The 20,440-nt window shown below is 57.7% G+C and carries 19 protein-coding genes; 17 read left to right on the forward strand and 2 right to left on the reverse strand.

The window, feature by feature from the left end:
* The first annotated feature begins 127 nt into the window (after positions 1-127).
* From Q8N00_13220 to Q8N00_13280, 13 genes are all read left to right on the forward strand, one after another.
* Positions 128-898 carry a flagellar hook-basal body protein gene (locus Q8N00_13220; protein ID MDP2383752.1) on the forward strand — a complete coding sequence of 257 codons (771 nt, stop codon included), beginning with the start codon at positions 128-130 and terminating at the stop codon, positions 896-898.
* A gap of 106 nt (positions 899-1,004) precedes the next feature.
* Entirely contained in the window at positions 1,005-1,796 is a 792-nt protein-coding gene (gene flgG, locus Q8N00_13225; GenBank protein MDP2383753.1) for a flagellar basal-body rod protein FlgG, read from the forward strand.
* A gap of 35 nt (positions 1,797-1,831) precedes the next feature.
* On the forward strand, positions 1,832-2,638 hold the full coding sequence (flgA, locus tag Q8N00_13230; GenBank protein ID MDP2383754.1) for a flagellar basal body P-ring formation chaperone FlgA: 807 nt from the start codon (positions 1,832-1,834) through the stop codon (positions 2,636-2,638).
* Positions 2,628-3,335, forward strand: a complete 708-nt coding sequence (locus Q8N00_13235) for a flagellar basal body L-ring protein FlgH (protein MDP2383755.1) — start codon at positions 2,628-2,630, stop codon at positions 3,333-3,335. The genes flgA and Q8N00_13235 overlap by 11 nt, the downstream gene beginning before the upstream one ends.
* An 18-nt stretch (positions 3,336-3,353) precedes the next feature.
* Complete coding sequence (locus Q8N00_13240; protein MDP2383756.1) at positions 3,354-3,617, forward strand: hypothetical protein; 264 nt, start codon at positions 3,354-3,356, stop codon at positions 3,615-3,617.
* A 29-nt stretch (positions 3,618-3,646) separates the two neighbouring features.
* Positions 3,647-4,774, forward strand: a complete 1,128-nt coding sequence (locus Q8N00_13245) for a flagellar basal body P-ring protein FlgI (GenBank protein MDP2383757.1) — start codon at positions 3,647-3,649, stop codon at positions 4,772-4,774.
* A gap of 49 nt (positions 4,775-4,823) precedes the next feature.
* Complete coding sequence (locus Q8N00_13250; GenBank protein MDP2383758.1) at positions 4,824-5,243, forward strand: rod-binding protein; 420 nt, start codon at positions 4,824-4,826, stop codon at positions 5,241-5,243.
* A 21-nt stretch (positions 5,244-5,264) separates the two neighbouring features.
* Positions 5,265-5,567: a flagellar biosynthesis anti-sigma factor FlgM gene (gene flgM / locus Q8N00_13255; GenBank protein MDP2383759.1), complete on the forward strand. Its 303-nt coding sequence runs from the start codon at positions 5,265-5,267 to the stop codon at positions 5,565-5,567.
* Positions 5,568-5,655: 88 nt separating this feature from the next.
* Complete coding sequence (gene flgN / locus Q8N00_13260) at positions 5,656-6,165, forward strand: flagellar export chaperone FlgN (protein MDP2383760.1); 510 nt, start codon at positions 5,656-5,658, stop codon at positions 6,163-6,165.
* A 9-nt stretch (positions 6,166-6,174) separates the two neighbouring features.
* Complete coding sequence (gene flgK / locus Q8N00_13265) at positions 6,175-8,199, forward strand: flagellar hook-associated protein FlgK (protein ID MDP2383761.1); 2,025 nt, start codon at positions 6,175-6,177, stop codon at positions 8,197-8,199.
* A gap of 17 nt (positions 8,200-8,216) precedes the next feature.
* Complete coding sequence (locus tag Q8N00_13270; GenBank protein ID MDP2383762.1) at positions 8,217-10,676, forward strand: flagellin; 2,460 nt, start codon at positions 8,217-8,219, stop codon at positions 10,674-10,676.
* Between the two features lie 82 nt (positions 10,677-10,758).
* Entirely contained in the window at positions 10,759-11,004 is a 246-nt protein-coding gene (gene csrA, locus Q8N00_13275; protein ID MDP2383763.1) for a carbon storage regulator CsrA, read from the forward strand.
* A 9-nt stretch (positions 11,005-11,013) separates the two neighbouring features.
* A complete protein-coding gene (locus Q8N00_13280; protein MDP2383764.1) occupies positions 11,014-11,493 on the forward strand; it encodes a flagellar assembly protein FliW in 480 nt (159 codons plus the stop codon).
* A 221-nt stretch (positions 11,494-11,714) separates the two neighbouring features.
* Here Q8N00_13280 and Q8N00_13285 read toward each other — a convergent pair whose 3' ends face one another.
* Positions 11,715-14,612 (reverse strand): response regulator, encoded by a 2,898-nt coding sequence (locus Q8N00_13285; GenBank protein MDP2383765.1) that lies wholly within the window; start codon positions 14,610-14,612, stop codon positions 11,715-11,717.
* A complete protein-coding gene (locus tag Q8N00_13290) occupies positions 14,609-16,195 on the reverse strand; it encodes a DUF3391 domain-containing protein (GenBank protein MDP2383766.1) in 1,587 nt (528 codons plus the stop codon). The genes Q8N00_13285 and Q8N00_13290 overlap by 4 nt, the downstream gene beginning before the upstream one ends.
* A 276-nt stretch (positions 16,196-16,471) precedes the next feature.
* Here Q8N00_13290 and Q8N00_13295 point away from each other — a divergent pair, with 276 nt between their 5' ends.
* The 4 genes from Q8N00_13295 (at position 16,472) to Q8N00_13310 (ending at position 20,436) form a co-directional block, all read left to right on the forward strand.
* Entirely contained in the window at positions 16,472-17,695 is a 1,224-nt protein-coding gene (locus Q8N00_13295; protein MDP2383767.1) for a DUF3391 domain-containing protein, read from the forward strand.
* Positions 17,692-18,438, forward strand: a complete 747-nt coding sequence (locus tag Q8N00_13300) for a flagellar brake protein (protein ID MDP2383768.1) — start codon at positions 17,692-17,694, stop codon at positions 18,436-18,438. The genes Q8N00_13295 and Q8N00_13300 overlap by 4 nt, the downstream gene beginning before the upstream one ends.
* A 404-nt stretch (positions 18,439-18,842) precedes the next feature.
* Positions 18,843-19,382, forward strand: a complete 540-nt coding sequence (locus Q8N00_13305; GenBank protein ID MDP2383769.1) for a hypothetical protein — start codon at positions 18,843-18,845, stop codon at positions 19,380-19,382.
* A complete protein-coding gene (locus Q8N00_13310; GenBank protein ID MDP2383770.1) occupies positions 19,369-20,436 on the forward strand; it encodes a Gfo/Idh/MocA family oxidoreductase in 1,068 nt (355 codons plus the stop codon). Before Q8N00_13305 ends, Q8N00_13310 begins: the two co-directional genes overlap by 14 nt.
* Positions 20,437-20,440: the final 4 nt, after the last annotated feature.

The raw sequence follows: 20,440 nt of genomic DNA on the forward strand, positions 1-20,440 counted from the left end.
GTGCGGCTCAGTTGCCCGCAGATCACAGCATTTTTATGTGGACGGTCCGGCTCTTTGTCGTGGCCTCGGCCTTGGCATGCATGTTGCGATATGGCTTGGCATCAACGTCACGCAAGGAGCATTAGCGATGAACCGAGCGATCTATCCCATTCTTTCCGGTGCCGTAGCACAAGAACGTCAGATGCAGGTGTTCGCCAATAATATGGCAAACGTCAATACGTCGGGATTCAAACAGGACGATCAGGGCTTTACCTCCGTCATGGGCAGGGTGCAGGTGTCCGGGTCGGCGTTGGCCAATCCGGCCGGGTTCGGCCAGCAAGTTGGTGTGCGGCCGGCTGGTTCAGCCGAGCGGGTATTTGTGAAGACCAATGCCGTGCATACCTCGTTTGAGCCCGGTCGGATCAGAATCACCGGTAATCCATTGGACATGGCGCTTACAGGAAAAGGGTTTTTCGAGGTGAAGACGCCTCAAGGGCTTCGCTATACCAGGGACGGTATGCTCTCTCTCGATGGACAGGGCCGGCTGGTGACCAATCTCGGGCATCCTGTGATGGGCACCAGAGGAGAAATCAAAGTGCCCTCGGGCAGCATTCAAGTCACGAAAGAGGGTGCGATCCATGTCGATGGCAAACCGGTCGCGACGATCAAGGTCATGGAGTTTCCTGACGACCATATGCCGGAGAAACATCTCGACGGATTTATGGATTCAGGAAACGGAAAAGTCATGAAGAACCCGGACATTCAAGGTGGGCATATCGAGGAGTCGAACGTCAGTTCGATCGGTGAGATGGTCAAGATGATCCAGGGTATGCGGAATTACGAATCGAGTCAAAAGCTGATTCAGACCATCGATCGCATGGCGGAAATCGCCATTCAAGACGTCGGGAAAGTGTTGTAATCGCAGTGATGAGTGAGGAGTGATCGGTGATGAGTACTGAGAGAAAGAACGATCTCCATCCCTTGCGCATCACCCATCACCCATCACCCATCACGGGGAGGTTTTTATGATTCGAGCCATGTGGACGGCAGCGACGGGAATGACCGCTCAGCAACTCAATGTGGATACGATCGCCCACAATCTGGCGAACGTCAATACCAATGCGTTCAAGCGTAGCCGGGCGGAGTTTTCAGACTTGATGTATCAAGCCACCCGGCTTCCTGGAACGAATGCCTCGAATATCGGAGTTTTCCCGGTCGGTATCCAGGTGGGCGGAGGCGTTCGTCCTGTCACTGTGGCCAAAGAATGGGTACAGGGCAACATGCGCCAGACCGGCAACGAGTTGGACCTTGCCATCGATGGGGCAGGATTTTTCCAGGTACAGCGTTCGGACGGCACGATCATGTATACCCGCAACGGGTCATTTAAACGGGACAACGTCGGAAATTTGGTGACGGGAGACGGAGATCTGCTCAATCCGGTCATCACCATTCCCTCCGGCGTCCTCAAGCTCGACATCGGCCAGGACGGGACCGTGTCGGTGCAGTTGCCCGGTGTGACGCAGGCCTCGCAGATCGGTCAGATCCAGCTCACCAAGTTCGATAACCCGTCTGGATTGGTGGCGATGGGAAACAATCTCTTTCTCGACAGCTTCGCGTCAGGCCCTCCACTCCAGGGAACTGGTGGATTCTCGACGGGATTCGGCACCGTGCAGCAGGGATTCCTGGAGAGCTCAAACGTCAACCTGGCGGAAGAAATGGTCAACATGATCATTGCGCAACGGAGCTATGAGATTAACTCGAAGACCATTCAGGCATCGGACGAAATGATGTCCATTGCGAACAACCTCAGACGGTAAGACGGTTCGCCTGTAACGGACAAAGGAGTGTGCCTATGACGCAACGAAATCTGTATATGCCCTTCGTGCTGCTGATCGGTATCCTCGCCGGTCCCTGCCCTGCGAATGCGGCTTCTAGCGATCGAGTGCCCATAGCCATGCGGGTGGCGCAAGGGCCCGAACTCCGCGCGATCAAGCTGGTTCCTGCTCCGGCCCCGGTCCTGCACCAGCTGCACCCCAACGATATTCAGCGCAGCATTCTGCGTTTTCTCGAACAGGAGATGGCAGGGCAGGTGCGCGCGGTCTCTGCCACGATGGTGGACCCGCAGGAATCGATCGATGTGCCGCCCGGCAGTATGGGCCTGATGATTACTCCCCACGGGCTTGACGAGGGCCTCGGACGCCGGACCTTTCATGTCCAGATCAATGCGAACGGCAGGTCTTGGCAGACCATCGATGCCACGGCCGACATCAGCGCCTCCGTCGATGCCGTCGTACCGGTCAGGGTGATCAAAGCCGAGGATCTGATCGAAGCGGAAGACCTTACGATTCAACGCATCAAGCTGCGAGAGCTGAACCATCAGTTGGCGACTAACATCAATGATGTCATCGGGAAAAGCGCAGCACGCGCGCTGCAGGCCAACATGCCGATTCGCCTGACGATGATTAAGAAGCCGTATGCCGTTCGCAAAGGCGATCGTGTGGCGATTGAGGCTAAACATGGAGGGCTCTCGATTCAAGCGTCCGGCGTGACGAAGTCGAGCGGAGAGCTCGGCCAGTCCATTACGGTGGCGAACCTCGATTCAGGCAAAGAATTGCGCGCAAAGATCGTGGCGCCGGGAGTCGTACGCGTTGAGTATTAATCACTGGCATAGGTCGATCCGGCTGGTGCTGGCGCTGAGCGTTGCGCTCGTCAACGGCGGGTGCTACTGGCACAACTCGCCCAATGTCGCCAAGAAACTGACGGTGGCTGCGTTGCCTCCTCCTAAAACCGTCGGCTCGCTTTGGCAGGAGGAGAATGGGCGCGCGTACCTGTACGAAGACCTAAGGGCCATGAGGGTCGGCGATATTCTGACCATCAAGATTGTGGAGAAACATGCAGGGTCCAAGTCGGCCGACACGAAGGCGGAACGGGAATCGACCTTGAATAATTCGTTAAGTGGCAGCGGTATCGGGTACATCGGTATCCCCGGAGTCCGGCTCGGCGGTGAGACGATGCGGGGACTGGGGGTCGATGCCAGCGCCAAGAGCAAGTTTGGAGGGAAGGGCGCGACCAGCCGCGCCGATACCTTGACCGGGACGATTTCCACGATTGTGACCGAGGTCCTTCCGAACGGGGACCTCCGCATCGAAGGCAAGAGGGAAGTGACCGTCAACAGCGAGACGCAGCTGATGTCGATCAGCGGGATCGTCCGGCGCGTGGACGTCGATACGAAGAACACGGTGCTGTCGAGTGCCATCGCCGACGCGAAGATCGAATATTCCGGCCTGGGTGTCGTGGATGATGTGCAGCGGCCAGGCTGGCTGGTTCGGGTGTTGGATTGGGTCTATCCATTCTGAGTTACGGAGGTGAGGATCATGGGACGCACCGTACGGCGAACGGCGGGTATTTCGTGGGAACAGCGGCATCGCCAGGCCGTGACGGACTCTCTCAAGATGATGGTTCTCAGCGGGGTCGTCCGCCGGGCCGATCTTGACCCTCCGGTGCTTCATGAGCATTCGGCAAAAATCGGCATCGATCCCTACGGAGGGGCGCTGGACCTCGATGACGAAATCGAGGAGCCAGGCTGGTTGGCGAGAATATTTTTGAGTCGGGAGTATTTGTTGCGGCGCTTCCATTGACGGTGAACATTGCACAGGACATGACCATGATGATGAAACGCTCTATCGGTGCCTCACTGCTCGCTGCGCTGCTCGTGGCGACGCCGGCTTGGGCCGTCCGGATTAAAGACGTCGGTTCGTTTGAAGGTGTTCGTGAAAACCAGTTGATCGGGTACGGGCTCGTGGTCGGTCTGGATCGTACCGGCGATCAGGTCATCGGCGGTCAGTTTACCATTCAAGCCATGATGTCGATGTTGAATAAGATGGGTGTGAACCTCGTGATCGATCCGATCCAATTGCTGACGCGCAATATCGCGTCGGTCATGGTGACAGCCAAGCTGCCGCCTTTTGCCAAGCCAGGCTTGACGATTGACGTACTCGTGTCTTCGATGGCCAATGCGAAGAGCCTGCAAGGCGGCACGCTGTTGCTCACTCCGCTGAAAGCGGCGAACCAGCAAGTCTATGCCGTGGCGCAGGGGCCGGTGTCGATCGGAGGATTTTTAGGAGGGACGGGTGGCGGAGGCGGGTCGACCGTGACCAAGAACCATCAATCTGCCGGGATGGTGCCTGGTGGAGCCATCATCGAGAAGGAGGCGGTGGTCGACGTGGAATCGTGGGAAACCGTGTCGGTGCTCCTGCGTCAGCCTGATTTTACGACGGCGATTCGGACGACCGAGGCCATCGATGGCGTCTTCGGCAAGGGGAGTGCCACTGCCGTCAATGCCGGCCTGGTTCGGGCGACCATCCCGGCAAATTTTCGAGGACGAGTCGTGGAGTATATCGCCACGATCGAAGGGTTGGACGTCGCGGTTGATTTGTCGGCCCGAGTGGTGGTGAACGAACGAACCGGCACGGTGGTGCTTGGCGAGCATGTGCGGATCTCCACCTGTGCCATCTCCCACGGCAATCTCACGATCTCAGTGAAGAATACGCTCAATGTGTCGCAGCCTCCCGCTCCGTTGATTGGGTCCACGACCGCGCAGGCGACGGTGACCCCCGATGTTCAGACGGAAGTGAAAGAGCAGGAGTCTCGGTTGGTGGTGGTTGATGAGACCGTGACACTCGGAGAGGTCGTGCGGGCGTTGAACGCAGTCGGGGTGACTCCTAGGGATCTGGTGGCCATTTTATCGGCGCTTCGTTCGGCTGGAGCACTTCAGGCTAATCTTGATATAATATAGATAATATATTGATATTATTAAATATTATAATTATACAAAGGATTACACTTTGAACCACGACCTTACCGGAATCAGCTCCATCAGACATACGGCTGACGCTCAGTTGAGCCTGGCAAAGCCTCCTTCGCTCCTGGGGGACGATCGGCAGGCAGGGTTGGCAGCTTTGAAGGGCGCCGCCCATGAGTTTGAAAGTTACTTTATATCTAACCTCTTGAAAGTCATGAGAGAAACTGTTCCAAAGGGGGCGTTGGACAATAAAGGCGGTGCGTATTTCTACTCGTTTTATGACCAGGAAATCGGTCGGCTGGCGGCAGAATCAGGTGGGCTAGGGCTGGCCAAGATGATTCATGAATATACCGAAAAAAATTCACCACTCCCCTCAAGTTCTCCGGCTCATCGACCGATAGAGGAGCCGATAGGTAATAAAGCCCCGATCCCAGTACCGCGCACTCAGTGGACTCGGGGCTAACTTAGGGAGAGGAGTCAGGTTATGCAGATCTCAGGTCATGGCAGAGCCGATCATCTTGCCACGTTGTTGCTGGGGGCCCAGGAGGGTGCTCCGGTCGGGGCAAATCGTCGTCCGTCCAGCGACGGTCGCCAGGATCGCGTGCAGATTTCGCAGCAGGCGAAGGAGATTCAACGGATCAAGGCGCTGGCCGACCAGCCGGATCCCGCCCGTGAAGCACGCATCGAGCAGATCAGCCGGGCGGTGGATGCCGGCACGTACAACGTCACAGGGCGCAAGGTCGGGGATGCGATCATTCGTCACGCATTGACCGAGGCCGCGCTCTAATCCGTCCTCTCTCTGTCGGGGAACCGATCTGAGCAGAAGACGGCTGGGGCCTTCACTGACTTAGACGAATCTCGACAGAAAGAGGCATATGTTTAACACTGCGACAACCACTGCAGCCATTCTCGATATCCTCACCCGCGAAGCCGCCCACTGCGACCTGCTGAATCACACGCTGCAACAAGAACGGAATGCCCTCCGACAGCTGTCCCTGGCAGAGTTCCCTTCGCTCAATGCACAACGTCTCAAAGACCTCCAAGGGCTCCAAGCGTTAGAGTCGGAACGCGACGCGGTGGTCCATCGCTGCGCCGATGCCTGGGGTCTTCCCCGTACCACGCTGTCCTTGCAGGCCGTGATCGATCGCCTGGCCCCTCCTGACAAACGAGAGGTCGAGCGATGTCATGAGCGGCTCACGGCCAAAGTTCGTGTGTTACGCCAGGAGACTGCCGTGAATGAGTTGCTTGTGGCCGGAATCCAAACCTTGTGCCGCAAGGCGATGCATCTGACAGGAGAGGCCCTTCCGAAGCGGGACACCTACTCATCGTCAGGGGAATCTCAGCGTGTAGGAATCGGTGGCACGATGCTCCGACAAAGAGGATAGAGGTACATTATGGGACTCGATGGATTGTTGGATATCGGGAAAAGCGCCCTTAAAGTCGCACAGAATGCGCTGACGGTCACCGGTCACAACGTCGCGAACGTCAACACGCCAGGCTACTCACGCCAAGAGGCGGTGCTGACAGAACGGCCCCCGATCAATGGGGGGCCCGGCATGGTCGGGACCGGTGTCCAGGTCGTACAGATCCGGCGTATCGTCGACAGCTTTATCAATCGCGAGTTGACGAACTCTCATGAAGTGCTGGGAGAATTAGGGATCACCCGCGAGCAGCTGTTTCAAATTCAGAACATCTTCAGCGATTCCAATAATCAGGGGATCGGAGCGCAGCTGAACGAGTTTTTCAGCAGCCTCCAGGATGTCGCGGCAAGCCCCTCCGATGTCACTCCGCGTTCAGTGTTGCTGGCGAAGTCAGCCCTTCTGACCAATAGCATTAATCAGGTGGCAGGCGAACTGGCTGCCCGCCGGACCTCGGTGAACGATCAGGTGAAGCAGACCATCTCGGAAATCAACAGCCTGACCGCACAGATTGCGGAAATGAATAATAAGATCGTGTCTGCCGAAGTCACCGGGCAAAACGCCAACGATCTGCGGGATCAACGGGATCATGCGGTCAACGAGCTGGCCAAGCGTATCGATATCTCCGTGCTCGAGGGCGCAAACGGCGCCCTCTCGGTCTATGTCGGGCGTGGGCAGGTCGTCGTCGAAAACCACGTGTCGCGCAATTTGGTCGCCGTGGAATCACTCGATAATGGAGGCATGGCCAACGTCCAATACGATACGGGGAGCGCCAGGTCATCGGATATCACCTCGCTCATCTCAGGCGGGCGGATCGGCGGGCTTCTCAATATCCGGGACACCATCATTCCGGGCCTTCAAACCTCATTCGACAAGCTTTCAGCTAGTTTGGTCAACGAGGTCAATCAACTCCATCGTCAGGGCTATGGGCTTGACGGGTCGACGGGACGCGATTTCTTTTCACCACTCACCGTGACGACCCATGACCAGACGACCAACCAGGGAAGCGCCACGCTTGCAAGCGGACCGATTACCGCGAATAGCCTGCTGGCATTTCAGGATTATGAAATCAGATTTACGTCCTCGACGGCCTACTCCATCGTGAATACGACGACTGGAGCGACCATCAAGGGAAACTATGCCGGCATTGCGGTCACGCCGCCGACCGTGGATGTGCCGGTCAACATCGTGACCGGAACCAACGACACCCTCACGGTCGTCGTCGATGGCACAACCTCGGGAACCATCACGCTGGCCGGTGCAGCTGCTCCGGGACAATCGTACCCGAGTGGGGCCTCCCTGGCGACGGAGCTGCAAGCGAAGATCAACGCCGATACCACGCTGCAGGCTGCAGGACGAAGCGTGGTGGTGACATACGATACGACGACCAGCCGCTTCACCATCACCTCGAACGCATCGACCGCGATCTCGGCGGTCAACGTCGCGGGAGGGACTGCGCGAGCGACCCTCGGTTTCCTGAGCGGAACCGGCACCGCCGCGTCTGGGACCTACACTGGTCCGCAAGCCTTCACGGTCGACGGGATCCAGGTGACCCTGAGCGGGACGGTGGTGGCTGGCGACAAATTCTCAGTCAATTCCTATGATGATGCGGCTCGGTTGCTCAGTACATCGTTGACGAGTGCCAGGGGCGTCGCGGCATCCTCGACGCGAGCCGGTGTTCCCGGCAATAACGCCATCGTCATGGCCTTGGTTGCCTTGCAATCGAAATCCATCTCCGGGATCGGCAACACCACTTTCGGCGACGCCTATCGGGTTGCCGCGACAGGCGTGGGAGTGGCGGCGCAGTCCGCGGATACCAGACTTGATGCCCAAACGATCTTGCACGAACAATTGGAGTCTTTCCGAGCCCAGTCGTCCGGTGTGTCGATCGATGAAGAGCTGGTCGATATGCTCAAGTATCAGCGACTTTTCGAGGCAGCCTCACGGTTGATCATCATCACGAATGAAATGATGCAAACGCTGTTGGACTTGAAACGTTAACGCGGAGAGAGAAGTCTATGAGAGTCACCGAACAGCAGGCCTATGGCGTATTGGTCAGTAACATTCAGCGGGCCCGCGCAAAGGCGCTGGCCACGCAGGAGCAAATTTCGACCGGCAAGAAGGTGGTGAAGCCATCCGATAACGCCAACGCGTTTGACCGAATCGTGTCGACTAAGTTCTCGATGGCGAAGGCGGACCAACGAATTCGCAACCTCGGCGTCGCCACCACGCGCCTCGATTTGACCGACAGCGCATTGCGCGGCGTGACGAACGCCCTCGCCAGGGTGAAGGAACTGGCCGTGCAGTTTGCCAATGGTACGAACGGTGCCGCCGAGCGGGCGATCGGGGCGAGGGAAGTCAAACAGCTCTTTCTTCAGCTTCAAGAGCTTGGGAACGCCGAACATGCCGGGGGACAGTCGATCTTCGGCGGCACCGGCCGCCATGGGCGGGCCACGGGCGTTGCCATTACCGCTCCCATCGCCTTAACCGGCGGCACCAATGACTCGCTGGTGGTCACGGTCGATGGGACCACCTCCGGAACGATTACGCTCGGGACGGCCTCCCTGACCGGATCAGGATTGGCCGCGCTCGTACAACGCAGGATCAACACAGATTCCACGTTGCTGGCGGCCGGGAGAAGTGTGACGGTGACGTTCGATACCGATCATCTTGTGATCACCTCGAACGACAACGGCCTGCCCTCCTCTGTCGAAGTCACCGGAGGCAGCAGCCTGTCTGCCCTCGGTTTCAACGGCGGCAGTACGACCACCGGCGCCTCCGCATTTGCGATCCGCGCTGCGACCGGTGTCAGCGCGAGGAATTCTGGCAGCGCCGTGATCTCGCAAGGAACCGTATCCGATCCGAGCGCCGTCACCCTCAACGACTATCTGGTGAAGTTCAGCGCTGCGACCACGTTTGACCTCTTCAACGTGACGACGGTGGTGGGTGTGCAGGCGAACAGCACGAATACCGGAGGGGCGGTGAAGAGCGACAGCGGCGTCGTCAATCCCAGCCTGGTGACCATGGATAATTATGAAGTCCGGGTCAAGAACATCTATACGGTCACGGCCGGCAGCAATGACGGGATTCGATTCGACCCCGGTACCGGCGCGGTCACTGCGACATTGGCGGCTGGATCCTATACCGGAGCCCAGTTGGCCGCACAAACCAAGACCGCTCTGGAAGCGGTCAGTGGCGGGACGACCTATACGGTTAGTTTTGACGAGTCGACCGGCAGGTTTGGTCTTACCAACGATGGGACCAACGCGACAGGTCTGAGCCTCCTGTACTCCGATACCGCTTCGACCGGCCGTTCGTTGCTCGGCTCGTCCGGGCGCGACCATGGTCCCATTGCCGTTGGTGGTACGGTCGTCAGCGATGTGGATACGACAGGCTTGGCCGGGGTATCCACGCAACAGAACGTGTACAACACGACCCTTGCGACGAACATATTTAACATTACCTCGGCGAACAACACCCTGATCGTCAATGACGACGGAGGCACAACGGATAGGACCATTACCCTCTCGACCGGGAGCTATACGGGCGCGCAACTGGCGACCGAAGTGGCGGCCCAGTTGAACGCCAATCGTCATGCGGCCAACACGACGGCCTATACGGTGGACTACGGGTCTGTCACAGCCGGCCGGATCACGATCAATAATCCAGCCGGCAATGCCAATTCGCTCATCATGAGGTTCGGTAATGCCGGCTCCACCGTAGGGCAGATCATGGGATCCGGGGGAGGCACCGTGACGGAGACGGCGGGGGCCTCTGCTTCGACCTTGAATAACGATGCCGGGTATGTCGCATATCTGTCTGGTGCGAACATCGATTTCGACGGGCTTCGCGTCGTGTTGCAGGACGGGACGAGAGGACCGCGCAACGGAGATGTCTTCGCGGTCGCGCAAGCCAGAAGCGTCGTACTCACGAATCAGTCCTATGTCTCAGGCGGCACGATTGTGGCTGAGGGCTTGCGGTTCTCTCTCCGAGACGGAGCGGCGGCTCCGGCAAGCGGCGATCTATTCACCATCCAGACCGGAGTCCAGTATCAGGGCGACGATGGTTTGCAGACGATCGAAGTCGGCGACGGCCAAACGGTCAAAACGAATCAGCCTGGAAATCTGACCTTTACCGGTCCCGCGATCGACCTCTTCGCATCGGTGAAAAATCTGACCGCATCCCTGAACGGGAATTATGTGGGCGGCATTCAGCGAGGCTTGGCCGCGGTCGATGTGGCGGTGGACCAGGTTTCTTCAGTGCAGGGAGAACTCGGCGCATTGGTCAACCGTCTCGTGTCGAACAAAGGAAGTCTCGACGAGACGAAGGTTTTTCTCTCGAATATTCTTTCTACGCACGAGGACGTCGATCTGGTGGAGGCGATTTCTCAGTTGACGCTTCAGCAGCAAGCCATCGAGGCGGCGGGGGCCACGTTGAATCGTATCTTCGAAAGCTCTCTCTTGAAGTACTTGAAGTAAGAGAGGGTTCACTCTCAAGAAAAAATGAAAGAGGCCGATACTCTACTCGATAGGTCAGTGGCATTCGCCAAGGAAGGCAATGATGTTGGTCCTGACGCGCCGGCGTGGAGAAGCGATCACAATTGGCCCCAATATTCGGGTGGTGGTGCTCGACATTAAGGGAGGCCAGATTCGCTTAGGGATCGAGGCGCCATCCACGGTCGAGATCCATCGGGATGAAGTCTGTGTGAGAATTCAAGAAGAAAATCAATCGGCAGCCTGTACCGGGGTGGTCCCTCTGGCTGCGTTCCGGCGTCTCCTGCCCGCAGGGCGCCGCTCAATTGCGTGAGGCTCGATCATGAAGTTTTCGTCGACTCGCTTCGGGGCCTTAGAGGTGTCCGATAGCTCGATCCTGACCTTCCCCTCCGGCATCTTGGGGTTCCCGGATTGGACGAGGTACGTCATTCTCGACCATGGGACCGATGCTCCGTTCAAGTGGCTCCATTGTGTTGAGGAGTCCAGTCTGGCCTTCGTCGTCCTTGACCCCGCATTGTTCCATGCCAATTATCGGGTCGAGATCCCGGATGAAGTGTTGGCGGAAGTGAAGGGAACGGCCGCAGACGGATTGACCCTGGCCGTCATCCTCACCATTCCGTCCGAAGATCCAGGACGGATCACGGCCAACCTGCGCGGGCCGCTCCTCATGAATCCCTCCACCAGGCTCTGTAAGCAGATGGTCCTCTCCGACGACTATGCGACCCGCTATCCGATTTTTGCCATGCCCGCGGCCTGCCAGCCTTCACTGACTGAGTCGCGTTCCGAAGCTATCCCTGTCTAGCAAGTTGTTGATAAAGGCCGCCAGCGGCCTTCTCGCGGCGCGCAGAGGCTCAACGTACTGCCGAGTACGTTGAGCCTCTCCACTTGCTGCGGCCTTTCAGAACAGCCGACTACTAATTTTTATGAATAGTGGTGCTGAAGATATCTGACGATCTGATGAATTCCGAACCTTCAACAGATCATCAGGTCAACAGATTCAAGAATGGCTTCACAACATGCGTGTCACGGGGTCTCTCCTGTCGTCGAATTCTTCGTGTCCGGTGGCGACGCGGTTCGTGCGTTCATCACTTTGACCAGGCGAACCACTGCAACCTCAATCTGGGTATAGATGATGGGGGCATCGAGTAAGGTGCCGAGTCGCCCGAGCGCTTCCAGCCGACCGGCAGCCAGGACAACCTCCGGTGCACAGAGGTTTCCGGCCGTGCCTTTCAAGAGATGTGCAGACTGTTCGATGTCCTGCTGGTTCTGGCTCGCTAAGGCGATGCGGATGTTTTCCAGCATGGATTGATAGCGCTGTAGAAATAAGACGATCAGCTGGTCCAATAATTCACGATCGCCGCCGATATTGCGTAACATCGTGGCGGTGTCGAAAATCATCGGAACTGCGTCAGCGGCAACTGGTGATTCGGGGGAAGGCGTGTTGCCGCTGTCCATGGCTCGTGCAGGCTGGGAGGTATGAATCCACCGCTCGAGCGCACCCTTGAGTTCCTCTTTCCGAATGGGCTTCGTCAAGTAATCGTCCATGCCGGCTGCGAGGCAGCGCTCGCGATCTCCGCTCATGGCGTTGGCTGTCAACGCCATGATCGGAATATGGCATGCCGTAGGGGAGTCGACCGTCGTCGATGCCTGCGCGTCGGCTTCGCGTTGGCGAATGAGTTTGGTCGCGCCGAATCCATCGAGGATCGGCATCTGACAGTCCATCAGGATCGCGGCATAGCCGCCGCGCTCTAAGGCAGCCAATACGTCGCGACCATTCTCGACGACGTCCGATTGGTAGCCGAGTTTTTCTAACATGCGGACGGTCAATTTTTGATTGATAAGATTATCTTCGGCCACCAGGACTCGGGGCAGCGACTTGGTTTCTGCAAGCGTATGCCGCGTGATCAGTGGCGGGGCGGGTGCCGTCGCCGGCATCGTCGTCGGCTGCCCTGTGTTGACAAGACAGGGTAATCCCAGGACGGTTCTCAAACAGTTCGCGAGTTGATCGTGGCGGGCTGGCTTCGTGAGATAGGCCACGAACCCGGCCTGGCGCGCCAATTCCGCATGTCCTCGCTGAACGAGTGACGTAAGGATCACGAGACGGACGAGTGCCCCAACCGGATGGGCCTTTAATTCTTTGGCGAGTTGGAGTCCATCCTTGCCCGGCATCACCATGTCGACGATGGCGACATCGTACGAGATGCCTTGTGCCGTCTGCTGCTCAATCAAGGTCATGGCAGCGGCGGCATCCTGGGCGAGGTCGTCGACCATGCCCCATCCTGTCACGAGGTGATGCAGAATCATCCGGTTCGATTCATTGTCGTCGACGATCAGGACGCGCCGTCCGGCCAACTCTGCAGACGGCACGATGGCTAAGACAGACGTCGTTTGTTTCAGGAACTGCGCCGTGCACCAGAACGTACTGCCCTGTCCCGATTGACTGGTGATTCCGACCTGGCCACCCATTTGCTCGATGAGTTGTTTCGAAATCGCGAGACCCAACCCGGTTCCCCCGTATTTTCTGGACGTCGAGCTATCGGCCTGGGTAAAGGGTTGAAAGAGTCGCGCCTGAACTTCCGGGGGGATGCCGATTCCACTATCGGTGACTTCGAATCGCACGATCACCTTGTCGTCCAGCTCTTGATCGAGGAAGGCTTGAACCGTTACGTCGCCCTGGTCTGTAAATTTGATCGCATTCCCGACGAAGTTCGTGAGGATCTGACGCAGTCGCCCGGGGTCGCCACGCAGCCCGGTCGGGACGGCCGCATGGACCAGGCCGGTGATTTCCAGGCCCTTCGTCTGCGCCCGTTCTGCGAACTGCCCCAGGACATCTTCCACGGTGGTGCGGAGGTTGAAGTCGATACATTCCAGTTCCAGTTTGCCGGCTTCGATTTTGCCGAATTCCAGAATGTCGTTAATCAGGCTCAGGAGGGCTTCGCCGCATTGCCGAATAGTTTCGATGTAGGACTGTTGCTCTTCCGAAGGCTCCGTATCCATCAGCAACCCTGTCATGCCGATCACGCCGTTCATCGGCGTCCGTAATTCATGGCTGACGGTCGCCAGGAACGAGGCCTTCACCTCGGCCGCCTCCTGTGAGTCCTTGAGGGCTTGATCTAATTGGCGATTGCTGTCACGAAGGTGCTGGGATGACTGACGCAGCGCCTCTTCAGCCGCTTTGACGTCGGTCATATCGACGGCATATCCTCTGACCAAGTGCTGCGAGGGGACCGGGCAGAAAATCCATGAGAAATTTGCCTGCGGTAAACAGACCTCTTCTCCGCGTATCTCCTGTCCCGATTCGAGGCAGCGCTGAACCAGCCTCGGAAGCTCACGTGGACAGACGATTGGAAACCCAACGGCATCAAAGCCGAATTGTTGCAGCAACTGCGTCATCGCAGGATTCGCATAGATAAGATTACAGTCGGCGTTCAATTCGATGATAGGCGAGGGGCTTTCTTCCGCCACGCATGCGAGGCGGTCGCAATCGTCCTGCAGCTCTATTTCGTGAGTGAGGTCGCGTATCGTCAAGACCCCGTCGAGATGTCCTTCTCCATCCAGGAAGACATAACTCCATTCGACCGGATGTGATTTCTGTGCCGGGCCTGCGAGTGTCGTCCGGGATGTATGGATGGGGCGGCGAGTAGGAAGAGACTCGCGAATACGTGCCGCAATGGTATGCCCGACGGATCCTGGTTGCTGTTGCCAGATGTCCTGTATCGGTTTCGCGGTGCAAAAATCGGCTGAATAGCCCAGGAGGCGAGCGGCCTCAGCGTTGACCGAGAGGATCTGGAGGTGACGATCGAGCTGGACGACCCCGATGGGGAGGGTATCCAAGAGGCCCTGATCGATCGGGCTGTGAGACGTGGAAGGTGAGGACTGAGGCGCCCCCTTTGCCTTCCTCGTCGTTGACTGCTTCATCATGCCGCCTCCGGTTCAACAGTCTCAAGAAACAGGGCCACATTCACTCGTTCCTGAAGAGGATCCATGACCTTTGTGATGGACCTCGCTGAAGCGCCGACTGCCTGGGCGCCAAGGTCGACGAGAATCGGAGTGAAATAGGATTCGCCCTGCGCGCCCATGATCACTTTGATGATCGGCTTGAGCCGCTGTGTGGGATTCATTCCCACGACCACCGCCTGTTCTGTTGTGTTCAACTGGACCAGACTGCCGATCGGGTAGACGCCCAGACTGCCGATCATGGCCTGGATCAATTCTTTGGCATATTGTCCGGTATCCCCAAGTCGAAACAGCTGTCGGATTGCATCATGCGGCAACATCGCCGGGCGTCCTCCACGGCGGCTCACCATGCCGTCATAGGCATCGACCAGGCCGACCAGCTGTGCCAAGACCGAGAGGGAGTCTCCCTGGAGTTTGTGCGGGAAGCCGCTGCCATCGCTTCGCTCATGATGTTCGGCGACGATTCGAACGACTGCGTCACGGTCTTCTTTCGCCTCTCGTAAGATCGCCTGTCCCAGCGCAGGATGTTGTTGCATCACCGTCCGTTCCTGCTCCGTGAGGTCATGATTTTTTCGGTACAGATTCCTGGGCAATCGGACATAGCCGATATCGTGGAGCAACGCGCCGGCGCCGAGCGCCTCCATCTCACCCTCCGGTATCCCATAGGTTTGCGCGACGATGAGGGCGAGGGTGCAGACATCAAGGGCATGTGACGCCAACGTGCGATCAAACCGTTTCATTTTCTGGAGAAAGAGAAGACTGAGCATCCCGGAGCTGTCATCCAGGACCCGTGAGAGCACATTCGAGACGACCAGTCGCAAGGTGGCTGGGCGAGGGACGATACCTGCTTCCAACTCTTCAAACATTCGCTCCATCGAGGTGATGGATTCGGTGTAGGTCTTCTGTGCCTCCGCAGCTTGTATGGTGGCTTGCCCTGGATGCAGTTGTTTCTGTGGGTCAGGGGAGCGTGCCTGAGCAGGTTGTCCTTCTGTGCCAGGGGCGAGCGGTGCCGTGTCCTCTGATGATGGGGCAGACAGTCCCGCAGGGCTCGGCTGGGTAGAGGCGGTTGACTGCTCCGCATTCGAGGACAGTGAGGTTCCCTGATTGCCAGGTGAGTCCTGTGTTTTCGTCGGCGGTGAGGAGCGTTCTGTGGTCCCAGCCACGTGACCAGCGATCGGTTGCTCGGTTGTAGAGGGTGGAGTATGGCCTGTCGAATCAGACGGCTGTAGCCGGTCCGTAGGGTGGGCTGCATTGTTGAGTCGAAGCACCTCTATTGAGGTTGTGCCCGTTGCGGACGTCTCTTTGCCGTCTGTCTGCTCCTGTATGTCGGGTGACGGAGGTCTTTCTCCGGGAGGCAGAGGCTCCAGATCGAGACCCTGGCTTGGGTCGATCTTCAGCTTTCGGACTCCGCATTGTCTGAGCAGCTGGATGTCCTCAATATGGCGGATGAGGCGTTTATGAATAAGAAAAGGGGTCCGGTACCAGGGCTGGTCCATCTCGACGATAAACATGCCGGGTTTGAGTTGGTCGATCGTAATCGTTTTCACTGGTGTCCTGTACAAGGCCTACGGATGTTGAGTGCCGGATTGTCGGACCCGACAGTTGCGTGAACCGGGTCGTGAGCACGAGAGCCTGCCCATTGTGCTATCGGCATCCATTGAGCAGGACTTGATCTCAGTGAAGGAAATTCCAGCTCAACCTACGATGGCGTAGGCCCATCTGTGACCTCAAGATTCTGGCTGTGGCACCGATAGAGTTCATCAGAGCCCGTTGCTCTTCGATGAGACGCGGTGCCTCCGCTGTCCCTTATTCTCAAGAGGACTATGCGAAAACGGATACCTATTGATCAGCTGAAAATCGGCATGAAGGTCGAGAAACTCGACCGTTCCTGGTTGGCGACCCCGTTCTTGCGCAACCGGTTTACGATCACGTCTTCGGAACAAATTGCCAAACTCTATGCCAGTGGCGTCCAGCAACTCGATGTCGAGACGGACGATGCCGTCCCAGAGTCCAGCTCGATTATCTCAGCGATGGACGCGGAGGCTGAAATCATGCAGCCGACCGCTCCCCCCCCGGATCCAGAACCATCGCCCGTTCCCTTCGCCGAGGAGTTACCTGCCGCCAAACAGGCGTACAGCGCAGCGAAAGGAATCATTCAGCAGTCGATGGATGATGTCCGGATGGGTCGCGCGCTGAATATGGAGGCGGTGAGTGAGGTGGTCGGAAGTATGGCCGACAGTATCCTGCGCAGCCATGACGCACTCACCAGTTTGAGCCGCCTTAAACAGTTCGATGAGTACACCTTCTTCCATTCCGTCAACACCTCCATCCTGGCCCTCTCGGTCGGAAAACATGTCGGGTATGGCCGTGAGGCATTGATGCAGTTGGGGACCGGCATGCTCTTGCACGACATCGGGAAAACGCTGATCCCGCTCGAGATTTTGAACAAGCCTGGGCGCTATGAGGCCGGCGAGTTCGAGATCATGAAGCATCATGTGCTGCGCGGGGCAGAGATCCTGTCGAATACCACCGGCCTCAGCGATGTCTTCCTGAAACCCACCCTGGAGCATCATGAGCGGGTGGATGGGACCGGGTATCCTCATCGGCGGGCCAAAACCGACCTCAGCGAATTCGGCCTCATTGCCGCCATTGTGGACATCTACGATGCCGTGACGAGCGATCGCTGCTATCATAAAGGGAAAACGCCGCACGATACGCTGCAGCTGCTCTATCAATTGGGGACGAAGGGCCATGTGGATGGCGCGCTGGTTCAGCAGTTCGTCCAGGTCGTGGGGGTCTATCCCGTTGGGTCCTGCGTCTCCCTCAGCACGGGCGAAACGGCGATCGTGAAGCAAGTCAATCACCACGATTCACTTCAACCGGTCGTCCTGTTGGTCACGGATGAAGCCGGACACCGGCGATCACCTGCTCTCGACCTTGATCTCTCCGCGCAGACTTGCCAGCCGAAGCGGACGATCGCGTTAATCCTCGATCCAACCACGGTGGGGATCGATCCCTGCCATTATCTTGACAAGGACCCCACATGACGGAACAGGAATATAGCCCCTCACGTTCGTCGATTCTCATGGTCGGATTACCCCTCCAGCTGGTGATCGGGTCCGATCAGGGGAAAGTCAATTGCGGATCCACATTGCTGGGCTGGAAAGAGCGGGCCTGGCTGATTTGCGAATGGCCGTTTCATTTTGGCCAAGCCGTTCCCTGCGAACCGGGCACCAAGTGTCTCGTGCGGTATCTGGTAGACGGCAAGCTCATCGGCTATGAAAGCGAGGTTCGCACCACCCAGACCTCTCCCGTTCCACTCCTGTATCTTGCATTTCCTCAAACCGTGGAGGAGATCCACCTTCGTAAGTCTGTGCGCGTGCCCAGCAACGAACCGCTCCTCCTGGTCCGTGTCGATGGCGGGGGAATGGTCTATGCCGATTCCAGCGGGAACCCGACGATGGGCGGCCTCGTACAGGACCTCAGTGTGTCCGGCTGTCGAGTGGTCTTTCAACAGTCGCATCCGAACTTGCAACAGGGGTCCAGCGTTCAGCTGGAATTCGAGCTGATCGGCATCGGACATGTGAGTGACCTCAGCGGCGTGATTAAGAATGTGACTGAGCAGGGGAATACCAAGTCCGTCGGTATCGAGTTTCGTTTCAATGGGAAGGAATGTATCGAGTATCGCGGATGGGGAGGCAGCGTGCAAAAAGCCATCGAGTATGCGGTACTGCAAAAGGATCATATGCTTGGCGTGCCACCTGGTCCGGTAACGTTTGAATCGACCTAGCCCGCCCGTAGCTTGGCCATAGACGATAGCCGATACGACCATCGTCAGATTTGACAGAGTTGTCATTTTCCCCCCTGTGCCTTGCCTCCCATCCTGGAATCATCTTGCCACTTCATCGGCAACTCTTGCCTAGCACGAGAGACTGCGCGGCGGCTATTTCGAGAAAAATCTCTCAATATCCAGGCATTCATCAGATATTCCCTGCGGCACGCGAATTGAATTCTTCGTCCATGTCTCCTGACTGTACCTATCCATAGCCGTGGTAGGCGAGGGACTCAAGTTTTGATCCGGCTTGTCGATAGAGTAATCACTCACTGTATGAATGGTGCATTTTGGCAAAAACCGTAGAGAGCTTTTACAGACCCACCCCCGCGAGGCGAGAACTGCTGGCCTTATGGTCATTGGTGGAAACCGAGCAGATCAGCCAACAGGAACTGGGCAAACAAATCGGCGTCAGTAGCGCCATGGCGCATAACTACGTACAGGCCCTGGTGGACCATGGCTATGTCATGACGAGCGGCGAGACGAATCGAAGCATGCGATACCTCGTGACAGCCACCGGCCGCACCAGGTTAGCGACGTTGATGCGGGAGTATGCGAGTGAGATTGCGCGCATGTATTCGATCGCCAAAACCGAAGTCGAGAAGCGGCTCCATCAACTCTGGAAAGAAGGCATTCAAGCGGTCGTGGTCTTCGGGGCTGCGGAGACAGGCGAGTTGATCTATAGCGCCGTGAAATCCACGCCCATGCGTATCGTCGGCTGGGTGGATAACGATGTGGCCAAACATCAGCAACGATTCGGAGAATTGACCGTATGCCCACCCGACAGTATTGAATCATGCCGGCCGGACGCGGTGCTCATTGCGTCATCCGGTCAGACTGACGACATCCATTGGCAGCTTCGCCATCTCTCCAAGAAAGGAATCGCCGTTGTCACCCTTTGAACCCACACAGCCGCAGTATCGCGCAGGGATCATTGGCTTAGGCCAGATCGGCAATCTGTTCGATGAGGATCTCAAGCGCAAGGAGATCTGGAGTCATACGGGTGCGTACCTGGCGCTGCCGGATGTGGTGCTGGCGGCAGGCGCCGATTCAGATGCCGGGCGGAGGAACAGCTTCCTCAAACGGAGTGCAGGCGCCAAGGCCTACCATGACTATCGGGACATGTTGAAAGCGGAGCGCTTGGATGTTGTGAGTGTCTGCACTCCGACTGCGCTGCATCATGAGATGGTTCTTGCTGCGGTGCATGCCGGGGTCCGCGCGGTCTTTTGTGAAAAACCCTTGGCGGCGACACCGGAACAGGCAGCGGAGATGGTCGAGATCTGTCAATCCGCCGGGGTGTCGTTAGCCGTCAACCATACGAGGCGTTGGGAACCGATCTATGTGCGAGCGAAACAGCTGGTGGAGGAGGGCGCGATCGGTCGCATCGAAGCGATCGTCGGGTACTACCCTGGAAAAGTCTTCACGATGGGCACGCATCTCTTCGATCTCATGCGGTTCTTCGGTGGAGACGTCCAATGGGTCTGTGGGCAGTCGTGGAACGCGACCATGGCGTCGGACGAAGAGGGGAGTCTGTCCGGGCAACTGCAGTTTTGCTCAGGCGCCACTGGCTCCATCATTTCCGGCTGGGACCGGACCAACCATGTATTTGAACTGGATCTTGTCGGCAGCGCCGGACGGTTGCGCCTGTCCGGAGATGGAGCGGCGATAGATCTGTGGCGATTCAAAGAGAGTCCTCGCTATTCCGGTTATCGAGAGCTGGCGAAGGACGACGAGATCGGGCGGACGAGCGAGGGGAGCCACCCGCTCGTGAGTCGGCTCGTGACCGCGATGCGCGACGTCATTGACTGTATCGGCAATGGACAACGACCGGCATGCAGCGGGCCGGACGGCCTTGCGGCAGTGGATATTGCCTGCGCGCTTCGCGAGTCGGTGGCGCAGGGCAACAGCCGCGTGGAGTTGCCTCTCGTGAACTCAGTATCGATCTGTCGAACGTAAGGAG

Source organism: Nitrospirota bacterium, assembly GCA_030684575.1.
Taxonomy (GTDB): domain Bacteria; phylum Nitrospirota; class Nitrospiria; order Nitrospirales; family Nitrospiraceae; genus Palsa-1315.

What these genes read in the sequence shown, in the direction of transcription:
- Q8N00_13220 (MDP2383752.1), top strand. Translation starts at nt 128, where the DNA reads ATGAACCGAGCGATCTATCCCATTCTTTCCGGTGCCGTAGCACAAGAA.
- flgG (MDP2383753.1), top strand. Translation starts at nt 1,005, where the DNA reads ATGATTCGAGCCATGTGGACGGCAGCGACGGGAATGACCGCTCAGCAA.
- flgA (MDP2383754.1), top strand. Translation starts at nt 1,832, where the DNA reads ATGACGCAACGAAATCTGTATATGCCCTTCGTGCTGCTGATCGGTATC.
- Q8N00_13240 (MDP2383756.1), top strand. Translation starts at nt 3,354, where the DNA reads ATGGGACGCACCGTACGGCGAACGGCGGGTATTTCGTGGGAACAGCGG.
- Q8N00_13245 (MDP2383757.1), top strand. Translation starts at nt 3,647, where the DNA reads ATGATGAAACGCTCTATCGGTGCCTCACTGCTCGCTGCGCTGCTCGTG.
- flgM (MDP2383759.1), top strand. Translation starts at nt 5,265, where the DNA reads ATGCAGATCTCAGGTCATGGCAGAGCCGATCATCTTGCCACGTTGTTG.
- flgN (MDP2383760.1), top strand. Translation starts at nt 5,656, where the DNA reads ATGTTTAACACTGCGACAACCACTGCAGCCATTCTCGATATCCTCACC.
- flgK (MDP2383761.1), top strand. Translation starts at nt 6,175, where the DNA reads ATGGGACTCGATGGATTGTTGGATATCGGGAAAAGCGCCCTTAAAGTC.
- Q8N00_13270 (MDP2383762.1), top strand. Translation starts at nt 8,217, where the DNA reads ATGAGAGTCACCGAACAGCAGGCCTATGGCGTATTGGTCAGTAACATT.
- csrA (MDP2383763.1), top strand. Translation starts at nt 10,759, where the DNA reads ATGTTGGTCCTGACGCGCCGGCGTGGAGAAGCGATCACAATTGGCCCC.
- Q8N00_13280 (MDP2383764.1), top strand. Translation starts at nt 11,014, where the DNA reads ATGAAGTTTTCGTCGACTCGCTTCGGGGCCTTAGAGGTGTCCGATAGC.
- Q8N00_13285 (MDP2383765.1), bottom strand. Translation starts at nt 14,612, where the DNA reads ATGATGAAGCAGTCAACGACGAGGAAGGCAAAGGGGGCGCCTCAGTCC.
- Q8N00_13295 (MDP2383767.1), top strand. Translation starts at nt 16,472, where the DNA reads ATGCGAAAACGGATACCTATTGATCAGCTGAAAATCGGCATGAAGGTC.
- Q8N00_13300 (MDP2383768.1), top strand. Translation starts at nt 17,692, where the DNA reads ATGACGGAACAGGAATATAGCCCCTCACGTTCGTCGATTCTCATGGTC.